This window comes from Pseudomonas sp. NFACC14, from assembly GCF_900106885.1.
GTDB lineage: Bacteria > Pseudomonadota > Gammaproteobacteria > Pseudomonadales > Pseudomonadaceae > Aquipseudomonas > Aquipseudomonas fluorescens_AA.
Genome location: NZ_FNOA01000039.1, coordinates 1 through 19,973 on the forward strand (window position 1 = coordinate 1; position 19,973 = coordinate 19,973).

A 19,973-nucleotide genomic window follows, 5' to 3' on the forward strand; every position below is an offset into this window, starting at 1 on the left:
GATGTTGCTGATGCAATGCCATCGCGAGCGAGCTCGCTCCCACACAGGGTTTAAGTTGTCCTGATGGATCAAGCCGCCGGCTGATCCAGCTCCAGCCCCACGCCCAGACGACGGGACATGCACGGCCAGCGCTTCCAGGCCGCGCCGGTTTCCGGGCTGCTGAGCTTCTCGCGGTAGGTTTCTACCGACTCCAATGCAAACGTCTCGTCGTTGAGCATCTCATCGAACGCGTGATGGACCACTTCATCGAGTTGGTTGGCAAATGCCTCACCGATCAACTGGTGGGCGATCAGATTGGCGACCGTCATGTCCAAGGGGATCAATGGCTGGCCGAAATGCTTGATGTACAGGTCGTTGACCTCTTCGACGAACCGATGCGCCAGGTAGGCTTCGTCCAGGAGGCTGTCGAGCCCGACATGCCCGGCCATGATGGTCGGCGGCTGGAGGAAGTACTGTTCGGCAATCTTCAGTACCGGTTTGATCTGCGACTCGATACCCGCCTCCCTGGCGACATCATTGGCTGCATCCAGCAGGTCGGGGACTTCATCAATGTAGGCGGCGACAAAACGCGCCAGGACGTCGTTGGCGTTCGCGTCCGGCAATTGAATGGCTCGGTGCAGGTTCGGCAGTTGGGCCGTCAACTGACGGGTCAACTGGCCGGTCTCGGCTTCGTGTTGTTGGGCTTTTTGGATCTGCTCGCGCAATGCGGCGGTGTTCATGACAACTCCAGGAAACAAAGGCAAAGAAATAGGGAAGACATAACTTAGCTGGCCCAAAAACACTCCTAAGACCTATTTTTCATAACCGCCTCATCCTTGCTGCGTCGCAGTTATATCGGTTTGCCATCACTCAGGCTCGCATCCTTCTCCATTCGTGGGCTCTAGCGCAAGCCCCGGCTGTTTCAAACGATTTACGCCATCGCGTTGCGAGGTTGCAGGTGCTGTCTATACTCGGGTTGGAATGGAGTTAGCTGATGACACCCGATTGCATGTGCAGCAAGGCGCGGCGGTTCAAGTTGGTAGTCTGAAGTAGCCGATCCCTTGCCGCAGGCGTTACGCCTACGGGATAACAAGAACGATAAGGGGAACCCGCAATGACGCGACATCCACACGTATGGATGGGCCTCCTGTTGTGGTCGATTTTCAGCCAGGCACAAGCGGCCTGGACTGTGAATATGGCGCCTGGAGCCACACAGATCAGCAACGCAGTGTTCGACCTGCACATGACCATCTTCTGGATCTGTGTGGTCATCGGCATCATCGTCTTCGGTGCCATGTTCTGGTCGATGATGATGCACCGCCGCTCGACCGGCCAGAATGCCGCGCACTTCCACGAAAACACTCGCGTCGAAATCCTCTGGACCATCGTGCCCTTCGTGATCCTGGTGCTGATGGCGATTCCCGCCACCGCCACCCTGATCAAGATGTACGACTCCAGCGAGTCGGACATCGATATCCAGATCACTGGCTATCAGTGGAAATGGCACTACAAGTACCTGGGCCAGGACGTCGAGTTCTTCAGCAACCTGGCCACCCCCGCCGAACAGATCCATAACCAGAGCGCCAAGGGCGAGCACTACCTGCTGGAGGTCGACAAGCCGCTGGTGCTGCCGGTCGATGCCAAGGTGCGCTTTCTGGTGACCTCCGCCGACGTGATCCACTCCTGGTGGGTGCCGGCCTTCGCGGTCAAGCGCGATGCGATCCCCGGGTTCGTCAACGAAGCCTGGACCCGTGTCGACAAGCCCGGCCTGTACCGCGGCCAGTGCGCCGAGCTGTGTGGCAAGGACCACGGTTTCATGCCGATCGTGGTGGAGGTCAAGAGCAAGCCCGACTATGAGAAATGGCTGGGCGAACGCAAGGCCGAAGCCGCGCAGCTTAAAGAGCTGACCAGCAAGGAATGGACGCTCGAAGAACTCAAGGAACGTGGCGACAAGATCTACCACACCACCTGCGTGGCCTGTCACCAGGCCGAAGGCCAGGGCCTGCCGCCGATGTTCCCGGCGCTCAAGGGCTCGAAAATCGCCACCGGGCCCAAGGCCGATCACCTGAGCATTGTCTTCCACGGCAAGCCGGGCACCGCCATGGCCGCGTTCGGCAAACAATTGTCGGAAGTCGATATCGCCGCGGTCGTGACCTATGAACGTAACGCCTGGGGCAACAACAAGGGCGACATGGTTACGCCAAAAGAAGTGCTGGAACTCAAACAGGCGGAAAGCAAATGAGCCGGCCTGACGTGTGTTCCCGTAACCGGTCGGGGCTTGCCGCCCCGCACCGTCCAGCCCACTCGTTCGAAGGAGACAGGACATGAGTGCTGTGATCGATGACCACGGTCATGCCGGTGCCGACCACGCCCACGGCCCCGCCAAGGGCCTGATGCGCTGGGTACTGACCACCAACCACAAGGATATCGGCACGCTGTACTTGTGGTTCGCCTTCTCCATGTTCCTGCTGGGCGGCTCGTTCGCCATGGTGATCCGCGCCGAGCTGTTCCAGCCGGGCCTGCAGATCGTGGAGCCGGCGTTCTTCAACCAGATGACCACCATGCATGGCCTGGTGATGGTCTTCGGCGCGGTGATGCCAGCCTTCGTCGGCCTCGCCAACTGGATGATCCCGCTGATGATCGGCGCGCCGGACATGGCCCTGCCGCGCATGAACAACTTCAGCTTCTGGCTGTTGCCGGCGGCGTTCCTGTTGCTGGTCTCGACGCTGTTCACCCCGGGCGGCGGGCCGAACTTCGGCTGGACCTTCTACGCGCCACTGTCCACCACCTACGCGCCGGAAAGCGTGACGTTCTTCATCTTCGCCATCCACCTGATGGGCATCAGCTCGATCATGGGCGCGATCAACGTGATCGCCACCATCCTCAACCTGCGCGCCCCCGGCATGACCCTGATGAAAATGCCGCTGTTCGTCTGGACCTGGCTGATCACCGCGTTCCTGCTGATCGCGGTGATGCCGGTGCTGGCCGGCTGCGTGACGATGATGCTGATGGACATCCACTTCGGCACCAGCTTCTTCAGTGCCGCCGGTGGCGGTGACCCGGTGCTGTTCCAGCACGTGTTCTGGTTCTTCGGCCACCCCGAGGTGTACATCATGATCCTGCCGGCCTTCGGTGCCGTCAGCTCGATCATCCCGGCGTTCTCGCGCAAGCCGTTGTTCGGCTACACCTCGATGGTCTACGCCACGGCCGCCATCGCGTTCCTGTCGTTCATCGTCTGGGCGCACCACATGTTCGTGGTCGGCATTCCGCTGGTGGGCGAGCTGTTCTTCATGTACGCCACCCTGCTGATCGCCGTGCCCACCGGGGTGAAGGTGTTCAACTGGGCGAGCACCATGTGGCAAGGCTCACTGACCTTCGAGACGCCGATGCTGTTTGCCGTGGCGTTCGTGATCCTGTTTTCCATCGGTGGTTTCTCCGGGCTGATGCTGGCCATCGCCCCGGCGGACTTCCAGTACCAGGACACCTACTTCGTGGTCGCGCACTTCCACTATGTGCTGGTGCCCGGCGCGATCTTCGGGATCTTCGCCTCGGCCTACTACTGGCTGCCGAAATGGACCGGCCACATGTACGACGAAACCCTCGGCAAGCTGCACTTCTGGCTGTCCTTCATCGGCATGAACATGGCGTTCTTCCCGATGCACTTCGTCGGCCTTGCGGGCATGCCGCGGCGGATTCCCGACTACAACCTGCAGTTCGCCGACTTCAACATGGTCTCGTCCATCGGCGCGTTCATGTTCGGCACCACGCAGATCTTCTTCCTGTTCATCGTGATCAAGACCATCCGCGGCGGCCCACCCGCACCGGCCAAGCCTTGGGACGGTGCCGAAGGACTGGAGTGGAGCGTGCCGTCGCCGGCGCCGTATCACACCTTTACCACGCCGCCGGAAGTGAAATAGATGACACCGGGGCCTTATGTGGGAGCGAGCTTGCTCGCGATGGCGGCGACTCGGTGTGTCAGACACACCGCTATCGCGAGCAAGCTCGCTCCCACAGGGTTCCTGGTAGGGACTGGAAATCATGGCTGATTCGATTTCGATGAAAAAACTGGTCACCCGCCTGTTGCTGGTGGTGGTGGCCATGTTCGTCTTCGGGTTTGCCCTGGTGCCGATCTACGACGTGATGTGCAAGGCGTTCGGCATCAACGGCAAGACCGCCGGGCAGTACGAAGGCGAGCAGACCGTCGACGAATCACGCCAGGTTCGCGTGCAGTTCCTGTCGACCAATTCGGTGGACATGCCTTGGGACTTCTACCCCAAGGGCGATCAGTTGGTGGTCCAGCCGGGGGCGGTGAACGAAATGGTGTTTGTCGCCCACAACCCCACCGACCGGCCGATGAGTGCCCAGGCGGTGCCGAGCATCGCGCCGAGCACCGCGGCGGCGTATTTCCACAAGACCGAATGTTTTTGTTTTACCCAGCAAGTGCTGCAACCCGGCGAACGCATCGAAATGCCCATGCGCTTCATCGTCGACCGGGACATGCCCAAGGAAGTGAAGCACCTGACGCTGTCCTACACGCTGTTCGATATCACCGCTCGTCATCCACCGGTGGCTGTAAACACTGACCGATAGCGTGCCCGATAAGGAGAACAATAAATGGCAACTCACGAACACTATTACGTTCCGGCCCAGAGCAAATGGCCGATCATCGCCACGGTCGGGATGTTCGTCACGGTGTACGGCCTGGCGACCTGGTTCAATGACCTGAAAGCCGCCCGGCCCGAATCCCACGGCCCGCTGATCTTTTTCGTCGGCGGCCTGCTGGTGGCCTACATGCTGTTCGGCTGGTTCGGCGCGGTGATCAAGGAAAGCCGCGCCGGGCTGTACAGCGCCCAGCTCGACCGCTCGTTCCGCTGGGGCATGAGCTGGTTCATCTTTTCCGAGGTGATGTTCTTTATCGCGTTCTTCGGCGCACTGTTTTATGTGCGCACGATTTCCGCGCCAGGTCTGGCCGGCGAAGGTCCCAAGGGCATTTCCCATATGCTCTGGCCGACCTTCGAGTTCGCCTGGCCGTTGCTGCACAACCCCGACCCGAAACTCTTCCCGGCGCCCAAGGAGGTCATCAGCCCCTGGGGCTTGCCGCTGCTCAACACCATCCTGCTGGTCAGCTCCAGCGTCACCGTCACCATCGCCCACCATGCCTTGAAAAAAGGCCATCGCGGCGCGCTGAAACTCTGGCTGGCGATCACCGTGCTGCTGGGTTGCGCCTTCCTGGGCTTCCAGGCCGAGGAATACATCCACGCTTATAAAGAGCTGGGCCTGACCCTGGGCTCCGGCGTCTACGGCGCGACCTTCTTCATGCTCACGGGCTTTCACGGCGCCCACGTCACCATCGGCACGATCATTTTGTTCGTGATGCTGATGCGCATCCTGCGCGGGCACTTCGACAACGAGCACCAGTTCGGCTTCGAGGCGGCGAGCTGGTACTGGCACTTCGTCGATGTGGTGTGGATCGGCTTGTTCATCTTCGTCTACGTGCTCTGAGGCAGACGTTACCAAGGCGGCTCTTTACCAGGGAGCGTGGGACACCAACTGGCCGCTGAAGAAACCCCAGGCGATCAGGCCGACGGTGACGGCGGCCAGGCTGACCCGAATCGCCAGGGCGATGACCAGGCGATTGGAATCGCTGTCGTCCTTGACTAGAAAAAACAGGCCGCTGAACAGGCTGGCAATCGTGGCAATCAGCATCAGGACGATGGCGGCTTTTAGCATCAGGAACACTCCGGGGGGACGCGATGCACGTGAGTATAGCTATCCCGTTCGATGGCTTTCGGACGGCACCATGAAAGGTTTCCGGCCAGGCATCGTGCCGTCTCTGGTGGTGGCCGTGCTGGTGCCGGTGATGGTGTGCCTGGGGTTCTGGCAATTGAGCCGGGGCGAACAGAAACGCGTGCTCATGGACACTTACGCAGAGCGCCGCGTGGCGCCGCCGATGGACAGCACCGAGCTGGCGCACACCACCGACCCGGCTTTTCGAGCGGTCACGCTGCAGGGCCAGTTCGACACCGAGCACAGCATCCTGCTGGATAACCGCCAACACGACGGCAAGGTCGGCGTCGAGTTGCTGCAACCGTTCCTCGATCACCGGACCGGGCTCTGGCTGCTGGTCAATCGCGGCTGGCTGCCCTGGCCGGACCGGCGCACCCCGCCGGTCTTCGACACGCCGGAACCACCCATCAGCCTCCAGGCCTGGGTCTATGTCGCACCGGGCGCGACGTTCCAGCTCCACGCCGACCCGACGGGCGCGCCCTGGCCGCGACTGGTCACCGCCATCGAGCCGGACAAGCTCTGGGCCGAACTGGGCCGCAATGGCTTCGCCTACGAATTGCGCCAACAAAGCGGCCCCGGCGCCTACCGGACCGATTGGCCGGTGGTGGCCATGGGTCCGGAAAAACACCTCGGTTATGCCGTGCAGTGGTTCGCCATGGCGGCGGCCCTGTTCGGCCTTTTTCTTTATCTCGGATGGCACAACGCAGGGAGACACCATGGGAAGCACCATGAATCCAACCAACACGTCTGAGGCGCCCACGGCACACAGCCGTCGCAAGGGCCGCGTGCAATTGCTGCTGATCTTGTTGGGGGTGATCGGCCCGATGATCCTGGCCACCGGCATGTACAAGTTCCAGTTCTGGGTGCCCGACAGCCGCAGCTACCACGGCGAACTGATCGGCAACGGCCAGACCCGCGCCGAGATTGGCGTGCAGGCCGATGAACAGCGCTGGCAGATCCTGGTCACGGCGCCACAGGAATGCTCGGTGGATTGCCGGCAACTGGTGTACCTCGCCCGGCAGGTGCAGATCGGCCTCGGCCGCGACGCCTCCCGCGCCAGCCACGCCTTGGCTATCGCACAACCGCTGGACGCTGAATATGACGGGCAATTGCAGCGCGAATACCCGCAACTGCAACGCTACCCACTGGACCTGCCGGCCTATCAGAAAGGCGCCCAGGGCTCCGGCGGCGCCCAACTGTGGATCATCGACCCCCACAGCAACCTGGTGCTGCGCTACGACGCCCGGGTCAAGGGCAAGGATCTGCTCAACGACCTGCGCCACTTGCTGAAACTGTCGAACATCGGATGAGGGCATCGACATGGCCAAACCTGGATTTCGCCTCGCGCTGTTTGCCACGCTGCTGGCACTGATCGTCGTCCTGTTGGGCGCCTACACCCGGCTCACCCACGCCGGCCTCGGCTGCCCCGATTGGCCCGGTTGCTACGGGTTCATCAGCGTGCCCAAGAGCGAAGCCCAACTGGCCCATGCCGAGCTGCACTTTCCCGACACCCCGGTGGAAGCCCACAAGGGCTGGAACGAGATGGTCCATCGCTACTTCGCCGGGACCCTGGGCTTGATGATCGTCGCGTTGGCGGCACGGTCCTGGATGAACCGCCACCGCCCGGGCCAGCCATTGAAGTTGCCGCTGTTCCTGCTGGCGGTGGTCTTCGCACAAGCGGCATTCGGCATGTGGACCGTGACCCTGAAACTCTGGCCGCAGGTGGTCACCGGGCATCTGCTGGGCGGCTTCGCGACGTTGAGCCTGTTGTTCCTGCTGACCTTGCGATTATCCGGCGTGCTGCCGGCGCTGACCGTGCCCAAGCGCCTGCAACATTGGGCCACCGCCGGGCTGTTGCTGGTGATCGGCCAGATCGCCCTCGGCGGCTGGGTCAGCTCCAACTACGCCGCCGTGGCCTGTATCGACTTCCCTACCTGCCACGGCCAATGGCTGCCACCGGCCGACTTTGCCAACGGCTTCCACCTGACCCAGCACATCGGCCCCAACTACTTGGGCGGGCAACTGGACAGCGACGCCCGCACCGCCATCCACCTGACCCATCGCATCGGCGCCTTGCTGGTGACCGTGGTGCTGATGGGGCTGGCCTGGCAATTGAAGACCGTCGGCATGACCCGCCTGGCCGGGCTGGTGCTGACGGCACTGGCGGCGCAGATCACCTTGGGCATCAGCAACGTGCTGTTCCATCTGCCGCTGCCGGTGGCCGTCGCCCACAACGCCGGAGGCGCCGCGTTGCTGCTGACCCTGGTATTGGTCAACTATCACGCCCGTACCAGCCTGGTCCGGGTCAAGCATCAAGTCCCGCTGCGCTGGCGGTTCAACCCGCATAAACACGGCGCCAGCCCCCTGACAATAAAAGGAGAGATGCCATGGCAACCTTGACCGGTGAACGCCACAGCCAAGCGATCTGGCGCGATTACCTGGAGCTGACCAAGCCCAAAGTGGTGGTGCTGATGCTGATCACCTCGCTGGTGGGCATGTTCCTCGCCACCCGCGCCGGCGTGCCATGGACGGTGCTGGTCTTCGGCAACCTGGGTATCGCCCTGTGTGCCGGCGGCGCGGCGGCGGTCAACCATGTGGTGGACCGGCGCATCGACGCAGTCATGGCCCGCACCCACAAACGGCCACTGGCCGAAGGGCGGATCTCCCCCGCCGCCGCACTGACCTTCGCCCTGGCCCTGGCCGTGATCGGCCAAGCCTTGCTGCTGGCCTTCACCAACCCACTGACAGCCTGGCTGACCCTCGCCTCACTGCTGGGTTATGCCGTGGTCTATACCGGCTTCCTCAAACGCGCGACGCCGCAGAACATCGTCATCGGCGGCCTCGCTGGCGCGGCGCCACCGCTGCTGGGCTGGGTGGCGGCCACCGGGCATATCAGCGCCGAACCACTGCTGCTGGTACTGATCATCTTCGCCTGGACCCCGCCGCATTTCTGGGCCCTGGCCATCCACCGCAAAGAGGAATACGCCAAGGCCGACATCCCGATGCTGCCGGTGACCCACGGCGAGCACTACACCAAGATCCATATCCTGCTCTACACCCTGGTGCTGCTGGCGGTGAGCCTGATGCCGTTCGTGATCCATATGAGCGGGATGCTCTATCTTGTTTGCGCGCTCGTACTGGGCGCCCGGTTCCTGCAATGGGCCGTGGTGTTGTACCGTGGCAGTCGGCCGCACGCGGCGATCAATACGTTCAAGTACTCTATCTACTACTTGTTCCTGCTGTTCATCGCCCTGCTTGTAGATCATTACTTACTGTTGAGCCTATGACTCGAACCCAGAAAACCGTCTTCATCCTCGTGGCCGTGATCGCGTTGATCCTCGGCCTGACCATCAACAAAGTGCTGTCCGGCAAAGGCCAGGGCGACCCGACCGCGCTGATCGACGCCGGCATCATCCTGCTGCCGCAAAGCCGCACCCTGCCGGACGTGAAAATGACCGACCAGGACGGCCAGCCGGTGGCAGTCGACGGCTTGAAGGATAAATGGAGCCTGCTGTTCTTCGGCTACACCTTCTGCCCGGACATCTGCCCCACCACCCTCGCCCAACTGCGCCAGATCAAAAGCGAGTTGCCGAAAGAGGCTGTGGATAAGTTGCAGATCGTACTGGTCAGCGTCGACCCGAACCGCGACACGCCCAAGCAGTTGAAGCAGTACCTGGGGTACTTTGATCCGCAGTTCATTGGTCTGACGGCTTCATCGGTTGAAGACCTGCAGAAACTGGCGAATGCGGTGAGCATTCCGTTCATTCCGGCGGATACCAGCAAGCCCAATTACACGGTTGATCACAGTGGCAACCTCGCAGTGATTGGGCCGGACGGTACCCAACGCGGATTTATTCGTGCGCCGTTGAATAACCAGAAACTGGTGGCGCAGTTGCCGGAGATGCTGAAGCGCAAATAGCGCCTCCAGGAGCATGCCGCTCCGCTAAGCCATGCCCATTCCTTGTGGTAAGGAAGTCCCTTGTGGCGAGGGGATTTATCCCCGCTGGGCTGCGCAGCAGCCCCCAAAAAGCTGAACACGATCAACATGGCACAACGCGATGGCCGGGTTCAGGGCGAGGGGCCCCCTGCCCCCGCTCCCACACCAGGTGTTGGTGAACACAGCATCTGCAACCGCCCCCAACCCCTGTGGGAGCGAGCTCGCTCGCGATGAAATCGACACGGTTCCAGACCAAAACAAGTCTCCCGCATCGCCGGCAAACCCTGCTCCTACAGCCCCCACCTACACACCTCCACCAACCCACGAATCCTTGCGCCTTTGCCTACAACTACGCCAGAATCCGCCCGCTTGTGCGCCTTGTCCCTGGGTTCTATTGTTTTCCTGCCACTGCCCATCAGTGGTCGGGTTTAGTAGCCCGGTTCACATCTCGGTTGTACAAGCTCTATCAGTCAGGTATCTGCCTGTTCTTGATGGTGGCTGTGTGCATGGCGCCCTCGGGCGCGCCGGGTTTGGTGTGATCACCGGTCTACTAACTTGCGCACAGCCGCCACCCTTTCGTTTAGTAGCGATATGGTGCGGCCTACTATGAGGGTCACACCGATGTTCAAAATTACTCCGAATCCGCCAAAAGCAGATTCCACTTCTACGTCCGCAAAATCCAAAGCTAAGCAGCAAGACGAAACCACCAAACGCGTGCTCGATCACTACTTGCTGCCGAAGCCGGATAAATCCCAAGACGAGCCAAAACCGGGTCAGCTATTCACCGTCGTGAAAGGCCTCGATAACGAATGCTTGCTCGCCAACCTCAGCGAAACCCTGGCCTCGGCGGATGCCATGGTGAGTGATCTGGCGTTTGATCTGGATGGATCGCGGCGTCATATGGCGCTTGGGATTCAGCAGTTGATTGAGCTGAGTTCGTTGCTGGCGAATCGGGTATTGGATAACGTGGAGCTGCGGCAATAGGATTTATTTCCCAATGAAAAACCCGACGCTTTGCGTCGGGTTTTGGTTTTTTTATCCGTAGAAGCGGGCGAACAATCTCTAAATTATTCTCAAATCTTTTTCCTGCATTCCCACCACCTTCCCCCCTTAGCCTGTGCCCGCAAGCGTCAAGCCACCCTATCCATCAAATCACAACCTTCGCGCAGGGGGATGGCGAGCAGCTGTGAAAAGTCCTTGTGCACCACCCTGTCGCAATCGAGTTCGGCGCGAAAGGCGGTATTTCCGGTGCCTTTCCAACGGATCATCGCCAAGTAGTGGGCGGCAGCTGTAAGCAGGTTGGCGAGCTGCGCCCCTCATATTCGATCATGGAACTTATCCATAGAATGATGTCAATATGATAGCCTTTTTTGCCGCAAATGATCTTGGATCAATAAGCGCCAGGCGCGCCCTGGCAATCAATGGAGAGGAAGATGAAAGTCATCATTGCAGTGTTAATGATGTTAAGTGGATACGCTTATGCTGGTTGCGGCAGCATCAGCGACAGCGATCAACGCAATTATTGCTATGCCAAGACGAACGGGGAAAGCTGTGGCTCTATCAACGACAGTGACCTGCGTAATACCTGCTATGCGGAAACCAAGGGCGAGAGCTGCGGTAGCATTCGCGACAGCGACCAGCGCAATTATTGCTATGCCAAGACGAAGGGGGAAAGCTGTGGCTCTATCAGCGACAGTGACCTGCGTAATACATGCTATGCGGAAACCAAGGGCGAGAGCTGCGGTAGCATCAGCGACAGCGACCAACGCCAATATTGCTATGCCAAGACGAAGGGGGAAAGTTGTGGCTCCATCAGCAATAGCGACTTGCGCAACGAGTGTGATGCCATGAAACGCTGATTGAAGAGCTCGCCGAGCGAACTGGAGTGAGCGGTAAAAGAGCGTCTTCGCATGATCTGTTTTGGATCGACTCGTCACTTTCAAAATCGGCAATGGTCGAAATTAGCTCGAAACGTATGGCTACTTCAGACCATTCCTAGTGCGTGATAAACCAAAGATCATCATGTAGAGTAGTTCTACCGTCACACCCTCCCTGCCGCGCTTCTGCACCAAATCTAGAAGGTTTATGAATGATAAAGACTATCCCGATGTGGGCTATGATGATGGCCACCAAAGGTAAGAAAACCGGACTTGCAGTACTGGCATCTTTACCTATTTTCATCGTTACCGGTACGTGGATGTTTCTTGACGGATTGCAAAATGGGCAAAAGCGCCAAGCTGCAATAGGGCTAATTTGTCTGGTTTTTTTTGGTGCATGCACCCTACTATTTGCACCTTCAAAAAAATATGTTCCCGGCAAAACATTTCAGGGTTATAGAGATAAAAAACTCAGCACACAAACGGCCATAAATTACGGTTACGGGATCATTGTTTTTATTTTCGCAGTTTTTGTATTTCTTGCGCCGGAGCACGCGCTGAGTGCAATAAGTTATGGGTTATTAGGCCTCTTTAGCCTTTATATTTTGTCAAAAAGCTTAAAGTTTCATGCCGATATCGATTTTTCGACCAATGAATACTTGGCAACCGCTCTGGGATTTCCTGTAGGGGAGAAAGTTCTGGTTAGCTACCAGAATTTTGATGCGGACGGGGCTGAAATTGGTAGCAATGCCTTTGCCGCAACAGCGACAAGATTAACTGTAGCGTCATTTGATGGTGAGCGTTGGAGAAAACTGTCACGGGATCTGAGTCAGCTTTCGCGCATTGGCATCATTGGCGATGAAAATCAAAATTACTTCGTTAAATTGCAATTCAATGATGGAGCCGATGCTTTGTTGCGCATTGGACTATATGAAAAGCTCACATCAAATCCAACTCTGGTAATAAGAAAGCTGTTGGAAACGATTGATGCAGGCCTCCTTGGTGATAGTGGTGCATCACCGGCAGCCCAAAGACGTCGAGTGGTTGTCAACTCTGGAACACCAACCTCGGTTTCAAAAACCGTTGCGCCTGAGGCTACGCCTGTATCCAAGGCACCTATGCGCAATATTGAGGTTGCCCCTGACGTATTAATTGCTATCCAGAGCGCCGAAGAAGATATTCTCCGTCGCAAGCTGGAGCTTTAACAATGTCTCATTGTACAACGTTTGAATTTTCTTATGTTGATGAAGAAGCCATTGCCAAAGCATTTGGCAAGATGGGACTTAGCCCAACGACCGGTCTGGTTTCGGTATTTGTCAGCGACTTCAGTAAAAAGGTGTTGAGCAAAATAGGTTACATGGGCAAGCAGCAATTTAGAGCTATTTGTGGCCAAACGGCAGACAAATTCAATCTATTTGTCTGCCAAATTGAGAAGGGCTCCTATAAACTCCTCATCGAACGTGGAACTCTTTCGGCCGGCGATGAAGCGATAATGGCTGATTTGGCTTTAAACTTTCAGAAAGCGTATATCAGCGTAGCCATCGATGAAACCATCCAGCGCATAGAAGCATCAGGTGTTCCAGCAAGAGTTAAAGAAACTCCTCAAGGGTTCGAGATTGAATTTGGACCTAACCACGAATACAGCATTTATGTCACCTTTACGGGCGATAAAATTACGGAGGAAGTGCGTGGGGTGAAAGGGGATATCTGCACAAAACTTACTGAAGAGCTTGAATCTCTACTTTCTAGCCCTACTGCGGAGCTTGTGACTGAGTGGAAACCGGAATATACCGCAGTCCATGAAGAGCAAACCCTTCAAATTCTCAGTGCGAACTTCTAAATGGAAATCAACGTACACCATATGGAGTTGAGCCGCGTTAACGGCCCCGGGTTACGCTTGACATTATGGGTGCAGGGTTGTGCGCTGAATTGTAAGGGCTGCTTCAATCAGAGCACCCACCCTCGCGAAGCGAGTACGCTGATGCCTATTTATGAATTGGCACAGAAGATAAATGCACTAGACATCGTTGGGGTTACCCTCTCTGGAGGGGAGCCGCTCGATCAGGCGCCGGCCTTGGAGCAATTAATACAGGCCGTGAATGGCGAGAAAAACTGGATACTTTATACAGGCTATACGCCAAAAGAAATATTCCAGAATGAGGCCATGATTCGAGTTGTTAAAGCCGTAGACTTGACGCTGGCGGGGCGGTATCGGCATAACGCGAAACATCCCTATCAGCACAAGCAGATCATCAAAACCAGTGACAGAGTCGATATTGACTTTTTTCGTACAAGAAGAGTCGTCGAGTTTGTTATTTCAAATTCTGGTGTTACCAAAACCGGTCTTCCGACACATGTATAACTCAGTTCAAGCGCAGGGATAATAGACATGAGGCGTACCAAGCAGATAACAGATTACCTCAAAGCGCGTTATGCGATTTTGGTGATTGAAACTTTCGAGGAAGAGCGTGCGCTCAATGAAGTTTCTGAAATTGCCAAGGCGCTTAGTCATCGTTTGTTCGTTTGGAACTCGACGCTGGGAGTCCAGATAAATGGCGTCGTGGCTGGGGATAAAACCTTTGATCTGAAAATGGCCTTGGACTTTTGCGAAGAAAAAGCGAAGGAGGAGGATAGCAAAAATATTTTTGTTTTTTGTGATGCTCATAACTACCTTACCTCAAGCTCAAATCCTGTCTATCGTCGTCGGCTTCGAGATTTAGCCATTAATATCCGCTCACGTGGATATCGCAGCAACTGCATCATCGTGGCGCCCAGCTTTGAAATTGCCAATGAACTTCAGAAGGAAATCACGTTGATCGATTTTCCTTTGCCATCAAGAGATGAAGTTAAGGATCAGATAAATAATTTTGTTAACTCCTGGCAAGGCAGTAACAACGTTAAGATTGATCTTTCCAGCGAAACCAAAGATAAGATTATTGATGCCGCCTTGGGCCTCACGGGATTAGAAATTGACAATAGCTTGTCTCGCTCACTGGTATCCAGTCTGAGTTTAAATGAAAGTACAGTAAAGGATCTGCTTTCCGAAAAAAAGCAAATTATACGGAAAACAGGCATCTTGGAATACATAGACTCAAAAGTAAGTCTTGAGGATGTAGGAGGCCTGGCAACGCTTAAGAAGTGGCTCCATTTGCGTAGCCAGTGTTTTGGGCAGACTGCTAAGGATTTCGGTGTCGGAACCCCGAAGGGTTTGCTCTTAACTGGAGTTCCTGGTTGCGGTAAGTCTCTAACGGCGAAATGCGTATCGTCGTCATGGAACATGCCCTTATTACGTTTGGACATGGGAAAAATATTCCAAGGGGTGGTTGGCTCTTCAGAATCCAATATCCGTTCAGCACTACGTACTGCCGAAGCTATTTCACCCTGCATCCTATGGATCGATGAAATTGAAAAAGGACTTTCCGGCTCTTCCGGAGGATCATCTGATGGTGGCACGGCTACACGCGTATTCGGCACATTGTTGACTTGGATGCAAGAAAAAACGGCACCTGTTTTTGTATTTGCTACCGCTAATAACATCAACAGCTTACCTCCGGAGTTGTTGAGAAAGGGGCGATTCGACGAAATATTTTTCGTTGACTTTCCGTCGACATTGGAAAGAAAGAAGATTCTTGAAATACATTTGAAAAAATTGAAACGAGACCCAGAAAAATTTGATTTGGATCGATTGTCTGCTCTAGGAGGCGAGTCGAATTTTGGTAAAGACATTGTGCTTTCTGGTGCTGAAATCGAAGCTTGGGTTGGGGACTCGCTGATTGAAGCGTTCTCACGACGGATGAATAACTCTGGTGATGTAAGCGACCTGACCATGGTTGATTTTGAAACTACTATTTCGCGTTTAGTACCCATGAGCAAAATGCGCAAAGACGAGTTTATAAAACTTCGTGATTGGGCGAATCAAAATGCAATTAGCGCTTCGGCTATGGTTGCCGGTCAGAATGATTCGGAAACTCAAATCGGCGGCAGGAAAATTGATTTTTAATTTGCGGTGATTTTTCAGTGGGTAAGGCTTTATTCTCCACATCGCGGCTGATGGCCTGGCCGGGGTAATATTTCTTCCCTCGAAACAGAATTCCGAACTGCCGGATTTGGATTTCGGTGAGCGGGGCAGCTATCGGCTCAAAAGCGTGCATACGCGAAGGGCTGATAGAGAATAAGAAGGGCTAATAAGGGGACAGATTTATTTTCCGTAGATTTACCCCTTCAAAACCATTCGCATGGATGGATGCTTGCTCCTACTTCCCCACCTTCTGTGGGCCAAACCAAGACCTGAGCACCGCGCTCCAAACCACTCATCCTCGCGCATTTGCCTACAACTGCACCAGAATCCGCCGGCTTTGCAGCCTTGCTCTCAGGCTCTATCGTCTCCTTACCACTGACCGAGCCGGTATCGATAACACTCAGGTACGCTAGGAGCCCTCGGGAAAGTCATTGGCTCAGGGGAGTGGAGGAGGCCCACCCTCTTATCCGTGATGGACGCTAAAGTGGCCTAGCTCGGGCAGAAAAGCGCTGCTATCCACCCTCGTACACTGCCAATCTGCGGCCTTGATGCCTGTAGTAAAAAGGAGGTTTACATCGCCATGGACACCCAGGAAATCAAGCAACGCCTGGCCCGCCCCGCCGTGAAGCTCATTGCCGGCGGCTTTCGTCCTGCCGGCACCGACGAAGAAAGCTGGCTGGGCAATGTCTTCCTGTTCCGGCCTGATGAAGGTGTACCCACCAACCGGGCGGGGCAACCGTTGCTCCCCTATGCGCAGTTTTACCTGCCTGCCCTGCCCGTCCACAGCCCGCTGCTGGCGGGAGTTCGTGTATTGACGGTGTTCATTTCAAACCCATTCCCCGAGCACTTTGAGCCGATGGGGAATAATTGGGTCATCCGCGAATATGGACCAGATGATGTGCTGGTGCGCAAGTCTTTGCCGGTGGCAGGTACATTCCTCAAACCTTTCCCACTGACAGCGCAAGCGGTGCCGGAGGACTTTCCACTGTGGGATGGCGGTGGTGTCCCGGAGGATCTTGAGCAAGCAATCCTCACGCTGGAACGCGCGGGCGAGATACAGAGCTATTACGACTTGATCACCCACACCTACGAACACAAGTTCGGCGGTTATCCCTCGTTTTGCCAGTCAGGTGTTGATCCGGGTGAAAGCTTCGAGTTTGTGTTCCAGATCTCATCGGATGCGAAGATCAATCTGAATGTGGTCGACAGTGGGAGCCTGATGTTCTGGAAGCACAACGAAACTGGGGAGTGGGCGCTTTATTACGATTTTTACTGAAGGACAGGGGGCAGATTTATTTGTCAAAAAATGAACCTGTCCTTGTTTTCAATCACAGAAAAGTAGGGGGACGGATTTATTTTCGGACACCACGATCCGCTGACTTACCTGAACCTCTCACCTCATCGTAAGCAGTCAACCACCAGGGTCATTACCTTTCCAAAACCAAATCCGAAGGATCCCACCCTTCAGGGCACTTGTGACCGAAGGCATCGCGCAACTCGACATCAACATTTTCCAGCAAGAGCATCTGCCCGTTGCCGAGTTGCCAATCATAGAAGTCGGAAAAGTCTGCTTTCGCCAAGGCCCGGATCGTCTTGGCAACGAAGCCGTGGGCGACCAGCAAAACGTGTTTAGACGGGTAGCGCTTTTGCAGCTCGAGCAGCCCCTCTCGAACACGCTGAGCCACCTCGCTCACCGACTCTCCATCCGTTGGCCCAACCGCCCAGCACCGCGTGATGTTTTGAGACCAAAGCTCTGGGTAGCGCTCGCTTGCATCAGCCTGAGTCAGCCCCTCGAAAACGCCCACACTGCGTTCGCGAAATGCATTCAGGGTTGAGCTTGGGAGGTTCAACGTGCGGTTCAGGATAACGGCGGTTTCTTGGGCTCTGCGCAGAGGGGATACAACCATCGCGTCCAGGTTGGACGGCAAGTGCTTGGCGAGCGCGAGAGCCTGCTCTCTGCCCCGCTGATTCAGCCCGGGATCAATGGATCCGACGTAGCGCTTCTCAGCGTTAGGCTCGGTTTCCCCATGCCGTATTACACATAGATTCACGAGTTCCATTTCCATCGCTCAGGACAAACATTTGATAGAAAGCAGCCATGACATGCTTTTTCACTGCGGCTCCAGCTCTGACCATAAAGGAGTGCATCCAATGCCGACCATCAACGTTCCGTAGTCTTCAAATTTGCTGACGTTTACTTCAGCCTGACTCTTCCACGTTGCTTCACATTCTTCGCACACCCAGAGTGAGATTTTTGTAGACCGGACACGCATTGCTCGAACGTATCCTTGGCCGCACCTTCCGCATTCAACCAGCATGTTAATAACCTCGAACAGGACTTCAGTGCAGTCCAACCCTAGTAGCCGTTCTTGGCCGGTTAGTCGACTACTACCTGATTTTGAAAATTCGGGAAATCAAGGCTGTAGCTTTTTTACCATCAGCCTCATAGAGGCCGGTCAGCAATGTCTGATCCGTAAGCTTATGGAGGTTGAAAAAGTTGTAGAAAGCCTGGCCGAGCCTCTGTTGCGGGAAGGCGTCTTGATTCCACTGAACCAGAAACTCATCGTAGGCAGCCATCTCGATTTCCAATGCTGCATTGCTTTCCATATGCATTTCCAATGGCTATTAGCGCTGATCAGAGCGTACGCAGCGCGTTTGACTGGCGCAAGGAATGGCTGCTGGCCGCTCTCTGCCGGTGACGACCGACGAGAATTGGCCACGGCGGGCGCCTAGTCATCAATCTCACACCTAGCCTCCTCCGCCTGTATTCGTAATGTCAGCCCTGACGCAAAACTCACAACTAAACTCACAACTAAATGCTGTTCTGCCGGAATGTTATCCGACAGGTAAAAACTTTCCGTCTCGGCATCAGATCTCACAGTTCCAATCGCATGAAGTACACAATCATTCTCGGCCAAATCCGGATCGCACCCCTCGGCACGAAAATAGCTAACCTCATGGAACGTCACGGTGATCTGTCTAGCTTCCTCCAGTGGCACCCAGTTTTCGAGGCGCCGAGTAAATCTGAGAATGAGTGTGCGTTCTAGCGCTGCATAGTGAATCACGGAAGGATGAACCCTGCCCGTTTCCCCGTCCGCCAACCTCCTCAACCCGCCGCCACTTCATAACCCCCCAGCTCCCCAACAAAGCGCGACACAACAGGCTCAAGCTTGCGCATTGCATGCCGATGACCTTGCCAGCTCACCCTCTCCTTCAGGCAAGATGTGCCCTCCAGATTCAAGGAAGATGCCCCATGTCCGCTTCGCTCGATCTCGCCGCCAATCAGATCCGTCATGCCGTTCGTGCAGCCACTGAGGGCCTGGTCGGCCGCGAGCAGTTGGCCGAGTTGATCGTGCTGGCGGCTGTCGCCCAGGAACACATTCTGGTGGTGGGCCCGCCCGGCACGGCGAAGAGCGCCGTGGTGCGTCGGGTCGCGCAGTCCATGGGTGGTCGTTACTTCGAGTACCTGCTGGGACGCTTTACCGAGCCTTCGGAACTGTTTGGCACGGTCGATCTGAAGAAACTGCGCGAAGGCACGGTTGAAACCGATATCAGCGGCATGCTGCCTGAAGCCGACATTGTGTTCCTGGATGAAGTGTTCCTGGGCTCGACGGCCATCCTCAACACCCTGCTTGGCGTGCTCAACGAACGACGTTTCCGCCGTGGTCACACCCAGGTCCAGTGCCCCTTGCGCATTTGTGTCGCAGCGGCGAACGGCCTGCCCGACGACGAATCGCTGGCGGCCTTCGGCGACCGTTTTTTGCTGCACCTGTTCGTGGACGCGGTACCCGACAACCAGCTCGAAGCGATGCTGGCCGGCGGCTGGCAGTCGGAGCAGCGTCCGGTTCCGCAACTTCTGGGGCTGACTCAGCTCGACACGCTGGGCCACGCGCTCAAGGACGTCGATTTGTCACGGGTGCGGCCCGCGTTGGCCCAGGCCATCCGCCGGTTGCGGGAGGCCGGTATACAGCTCTCCGACCGACGTATCGTCAAATCCCAACGTCTGATCGCAGCGGCGGCTCTGCTGCGCGGGCATCTGGAAGCCAGCGAAGCCGACCTCTGGCCGCTGCTTTACGTGCTGCCGACCCGGGAAATTCAGCAACACGGCCGCGAGGTGCTGCAGGATCTTTTTGCCCAATGCAGCAACAGCCATCTGTTCAGTGCCGTCGAGGAAGCAACGCTGCAACCGATGGCTCGCCTGCATCGTCTGCTTGAAACGGCAGAGGATTACCTGGCGCGCAGCGAACCGCCTGCCAGCCCGTTGCTGGAAGCGCTGTTGCGCGAAATCGATGCCAACTTCAACAGCCAAACCATTCCCCAGCGTCTGCATGAGGCGCGCGGACAGGTGGCCCATCTGCTGACAACCCAGGCATGA

21 protein-coding genes are annotated in these 19,973 nt (G+C 56.5%); 17 read left to right on the forward strand and 4 right to left on the reverse strand.

Features of this window, described 5'->3' with window-relative positions; translation table 11 throughout:
* Positions 1-68 precede the first annotated feature (68 nt).
* Positions 69-719, reverse strand: a complete 651-nt coding sequence (locus BLU85_RS29425; protein WP_092205487.1) for a hypothetical protein — start codon at positions 717-719, stop codon at positions 69-71.
* Positions 720-1,093: 374 nt separating this feature from the next.
* Between BLU85_RS29425 and coxB the strand changes: the two genes are divergently transcribed.
* The 4 genes from coxB (at position 1,094) to BLU85_RS29445 (ending at position 5,481) form a co-directional block, all read left to right on the forward strand.
* Positions 1,094-2,221 (forward strand): cytochrome c oxidase subunit II, encoded by a 1,128-nt coding sequence (gene coxB, locus BLU85_RS29430; protein ID WP_092205488.1) that lies wholly within the window; start codon positions 1,094-1,096, stop codon positions 2,219-2,221.
* Between the two features lie 82 nt (positions 2,222-2,303).
* Entirely contained in the window at positions 2,304-3,896 is a 1,593-nt protein-coding gene (ctaD, locus tag BLU85_RS29435; protein WP_092205489.1) for a cytochrome c oxidase subunit I, read from the forward strand.
* Between the two features lie 121 nt (positions 3,897-4,017).
* Complete coding sequence (locus BLU85_RS29440; protein ID WP_092205490.1) at positions 4,018-4,569, forward strand: cytochrome c oxidase assembly protein; 552 nt, start codon at positions 4,018-4,020, stop codon at positions 4,567-4,569.
* Between the two features lie 24 nt (positions 4,570-4,593).
* Complete coding sequence (locus tag BLU85_RS29445) at positions 4,594-5,481, forward strand: cytochrome c oxidase subunit 3 (protein ID WP_092205491.1); 888 nt, start codon at positions 4,594-4,596, stop codon at positions 5,479-5,481.
* A 24-nt stretch (positions 5,482-5,505) separates the two neighbouring features.
* On the opposite strand, the gene BLU85_RS29450 is transcribed toward BLU85_RS29445, so the two are convergent.
* On the reverse strand, positions 5,506-5,709 hold the full coding sequence (locus BLU85_RS29450) for a twin transmembrane helix small protein (RefSeq protein ID WP_092205492.1): 204 nt from the start codon (positions 5,707-5,709) through the stop codon (positions 5,506-5,508).
* Between the two features lie 70 nt (positions 5,710-5,779).
* On the opposite strand from BLU85_RS29450, the gene BLU85_RS29455 reads away from it, so the two are divergent.
* The 12 genes from BLU85_RS29455 to BLU85_RS29510 all read left to right on the forward strand — a co-directional run bounded on the left by BLU85_RS29455 (position 5,780) and on the right by BLU85_RS29510 (position 16,874).
* Positions 5,780-6,517, forward strand: a complete 738-nt coding sequence (locus tag BLU85_RS29455) for an SURF1 family protein (RefSeq protein ID WP_092205493.1) — start codon at positions 5,780-5,782, stop codon at positions 6,515-6,517.
* Entirely contained in the window at positions 6,483-7,076 is a 594-nt protein-coding gene (locus BLU85_RS29460; protein ID WP_092205512.1) for a hypothetical protein, read from the forward strand. The genes BLU85_RS29455 and BLU85_RS29460 overlap by 35 nt, the downstream gene beginning before the upstream one ends.
* Before the next feature lie 10 nt (positions 7,077-7,086).
* Positions 7,087-8,166, forward strand: a complete 1,080-nt coding sequence (locus BLU85_RS29465; RefSeq protein ID WP_092205494.1) for a COX15/CtaA family protein — start codon at positions 7,087-7,089, stop codon at positions 8,164-8,166.
* On the forward strand, positions 8,154-9,053 hold the full coding sequence (cyoE, locus tag BLU85_RS29470; protein WP_092205495.1) for a heme o synthase: 900 nt from the start codon (positions 8,154-8,156) through the stop codon (positions 9,051-9,053). Before BLU85_RS29465 ends, cyoE begins: the two co-directional genes overlap by 13 nt.
* Entirely contained in the window at positions 9,050-9,685 is a 636-nt protein-coding gene (locus BLU85_RS29475; RefSeq protein WP_092205496.1) for an SCO family protein, read from the forward strand. The genes cyoE and BLU85_RS29475 overlap by 4 nt, the downstream gene beginning before the upstream one ends.
* A 639-nt stretch (positions 9,686-10,324) precedes the next feature.
* Positions 10,325-10,687 (forward strand): DUF6124 family protein, encoded by a 363-nt coding sequence (locus BLU85_RS29480; protein ID WP_092205497.1) that lies wholly within the window; start codon positions 10,325-10,327, stop codon positions 10,685-10,687.
* Positions 10,688-11,136: 449 nt separating this feature from the next.
* A complete protein-coding gene (locus BLU85_RS29485; RefSeq protein WP_092290080.1) occupies positions 11,137-11,562 on the forward strand; it encodes a hypothetical protein in 426 nt (141 codons plus the stop codon).
* A 230-nt stretch (positions 11,563-11,792) separates the two neighbouring features.
* Positions 11,793-12,785, forward strand: coding sequence for a hypothetical protein (locus tag BLU85_RS29490; protein ID WP_092205499.1), 993 nt, complete (start codon positions 11,793-11,795; stop codon positions 12,783-12,785).
* A 2-nt stretch (positions 12,786-12,787) separates the two neighbouring features.
* A complete protein-coding gene (locus BLU85_RS29495; protein ID WP_092205500.1) occupies positions 12,788-13,420 on the forward strand; it encodes a DUF2997 domain-containing protein in 633 nt (210 codons plus the stop codon).
* Complete coding sequence (locus BLU85_RS29500; RefSeq protein WP_092205501.1) at positions 13,421-13,942, forward strand: 4Fe-4S single cluster domain-containing protein; 522 nt, start codon at positions 13,421-13,423, stop codon at positions 13,940-13,942.
* A gap of 27 nt (positions 13,943-13,969) precedes the next feature.
* Positions 13,970-15,580: an AAA family ATPase gene (locus BLU85_RS29505; protein WP_092205502.1), complete on the forward strand. Its 1,611-nt coding sequence runs from the start codon at positions 13,970-13,972 to the stop codon at positions 15,578-15,580.
* Between the two features lie 598 nt (positions 15,581-16,178).
* Positions 16,179-16,874, forward strand: coding sequence for a DUF1963 domain-containing protein (locus BLU85_RS29510; protein ID WP_092205503.1), 696 nt, complete (start codon positions 16,179-16,181; stop codon positions 16,872-16,874).
* Positions 16,875-17,025: 151 nt separating this feature from the next.
* Here the strand turns inward: BLU85_RS29510 and BLU85_RS29515 are convergent, their stop codons facing one another.
* Positions 17,026-17,658: a histidine phosphatase family protein gene (locus BLU85_RS29515; protein ID WP_256572914.1), complete on the reverse strand. Its 633-nt coding sequence runs from the start codon at positions 17,656-17,658 to the stop codon at positions 17,026-17,028.
* A gap of 328 nt (positions 17,659-17,986) precedes the next feature.
* On the reverse strand, positions 17,987-18,205 hold the full coding sequence (locus BLU85_RS29525; RefSeq protein ID WP_092205504.1) for a hypothetical protein: 219 nt from the start codon (positions 18,203-18,205) through the stop codon (positions 17,987-17,989).
* A 646-nt stretch (positions 18,206-18,851) separates the two neighbouring features.
* On the opposite strand from BLU85_RS29525, the gene BLU85_RS29530 reads away from it, so the two are divergent.
* A complete protein-coding gene (locus tag BLU85_RS29530) occupies positions 18,852-19,973 on the forward strand; it encodes an AAA family ATPase (RefSeq protein WP_092205505.1) in 1,122 nt (373 codons plus the stop codon).

Coding starts and splice junctions, on each gene's coding strand:
- BLU85_RS29485 (WP_092290080.1), top strand. CDS start 11,137: ATGAAAGTCATCATTGCAGTGTTAATGATGTTAAGTGGATACGCTTAT.
- coxB (WP_092205488.1), top strand. CDS start 1,094: ATGACGCGACATCCACACGTATGGATGGGCCTCCTGTTGTGGTCGATT.
- BLU85_RS29525 (WP_092205504.1), bottom strand. CDS start 18,205: ATGGAAAGCAATGCAGCATTGGAAATCGAGATGGCTGCCTACGATGAG.
- BLU85_RS29455 (WP_092205493.1), top strand. CDS start 5,780: ATGAAAGGTTTCCGGCCAGGCATCGTGCCGTCTCTGGTGGTGGCCGTG.
- BLU85_RS29515 (WP_256572914.1), bottom strand. CDS start 17,658: ATGGAACTCGTGAATCTATGTGTAATACGGCATGGGGAAACCGAGCCT.
- ctaD (WP_092205489.1), top strand. CDS start 2,304: ATGAGTGCTGTGATCGATGACCACGGTCATGCCGGTGCCGACCACGCC.
- BLU85_RS29505 (WP_092205502.1), top strand. CDS start 13,970: ATGAGGCGTACCAAGCAGATAACAGATTACCTCAAAGCGCGTTATGCG.
- BLU85_RS29480 (WP_092205497.1), top strand. CDS start 10,325: ATGTTCAAAATTACTCCGAATCCGCCAAAAGCAGATTCCACTTCTACG.
- BLU85_RS29440 (WP_092205490.1), top strand. CDS start 4,018: ATGGCTGATTCGATTTCGATGAAAAAACTGGTCACCCGCCTGTTGCTG.
- BLU85_RS29425 (WP_092205487.1), bottom strand. CDS start 719: ATGAACACCGCCGCATTGCGCGAGCAGATCCAAAAAGCCCAACAACAC.
- BLU85_RS29445 (WP_092205491.1), top strand. CDS start 4,594: ATGGCAACTCACGAACACTATTACGTTCCGGCCCAGAGCAAATGGCCG.
- BLU85_RS29490 (WP_092205499.1), top strand. CDS start 11,793: ATGATAAAGACTATCCCGATGTGGGCTATGATGATGGCCACCAAAGGT.
- BLU85_RS29450 (WP_092205492.1), bottom strand. CDS start 5,709: ATGCTAAAAGCCGCCATCGTCCTGATGCTGATTGCCACGATTGCCAGC.
- BLU85_RS29500 (WP_092205501.1), top strand. CDS start 13,421: ATGGAAATCAACGTACACCATATGGAGTTGAGCCGCGTTAACGGCCCC.
- cyoE (WP_092205495.1), top strand. CDS start 8,154: ATGGCAACCTTGACCGGTGAACGCCACAGCCAAGCGATCTGGCGCGAT.
- BLU85_RS29510 (WP_092205503.1), top strand. CDS start 16,179: ATGGACACCCAGGAAATCAAGCAACGCCTGGCCCGCCCCGCCGTGAAG.
- BLU85_RS29530 (WP_092205505.1), top strand. CDS start 18,852: ATGTCCGCTTCGCTCGATCTCGCCGCCAATCAGATCCGTCATGCCGTT.
- BLU85_RS29460 (WP_092205512.1), top strand. CDS start 6,483: ATGGGAAGCACCATGAATCCAACCAACACGTCTGAGGCGCCCACGGCA.
- BLU85_RS29495 (WP_092205500.1), top strand. CDS start 12,788: ATGTCTCATTGTACAACGTTTGAATTTTCTTATGTTGATGAAGAAGCC.
- BLU85_RS29465 (WP_092205494.1), top strand. CDS start 7,087: ATGGCCAAACCTGGATTTCGCCTCGCGCTGTTTGCCACGCTGCTGGCA.
- BLU85_RS29475 (WP_092205496.1), top strand. CDS start 9,050: ATGACTCGAACCCAGAAAACCGTCTTCATCCTCGTGGCCGTGATCGCG.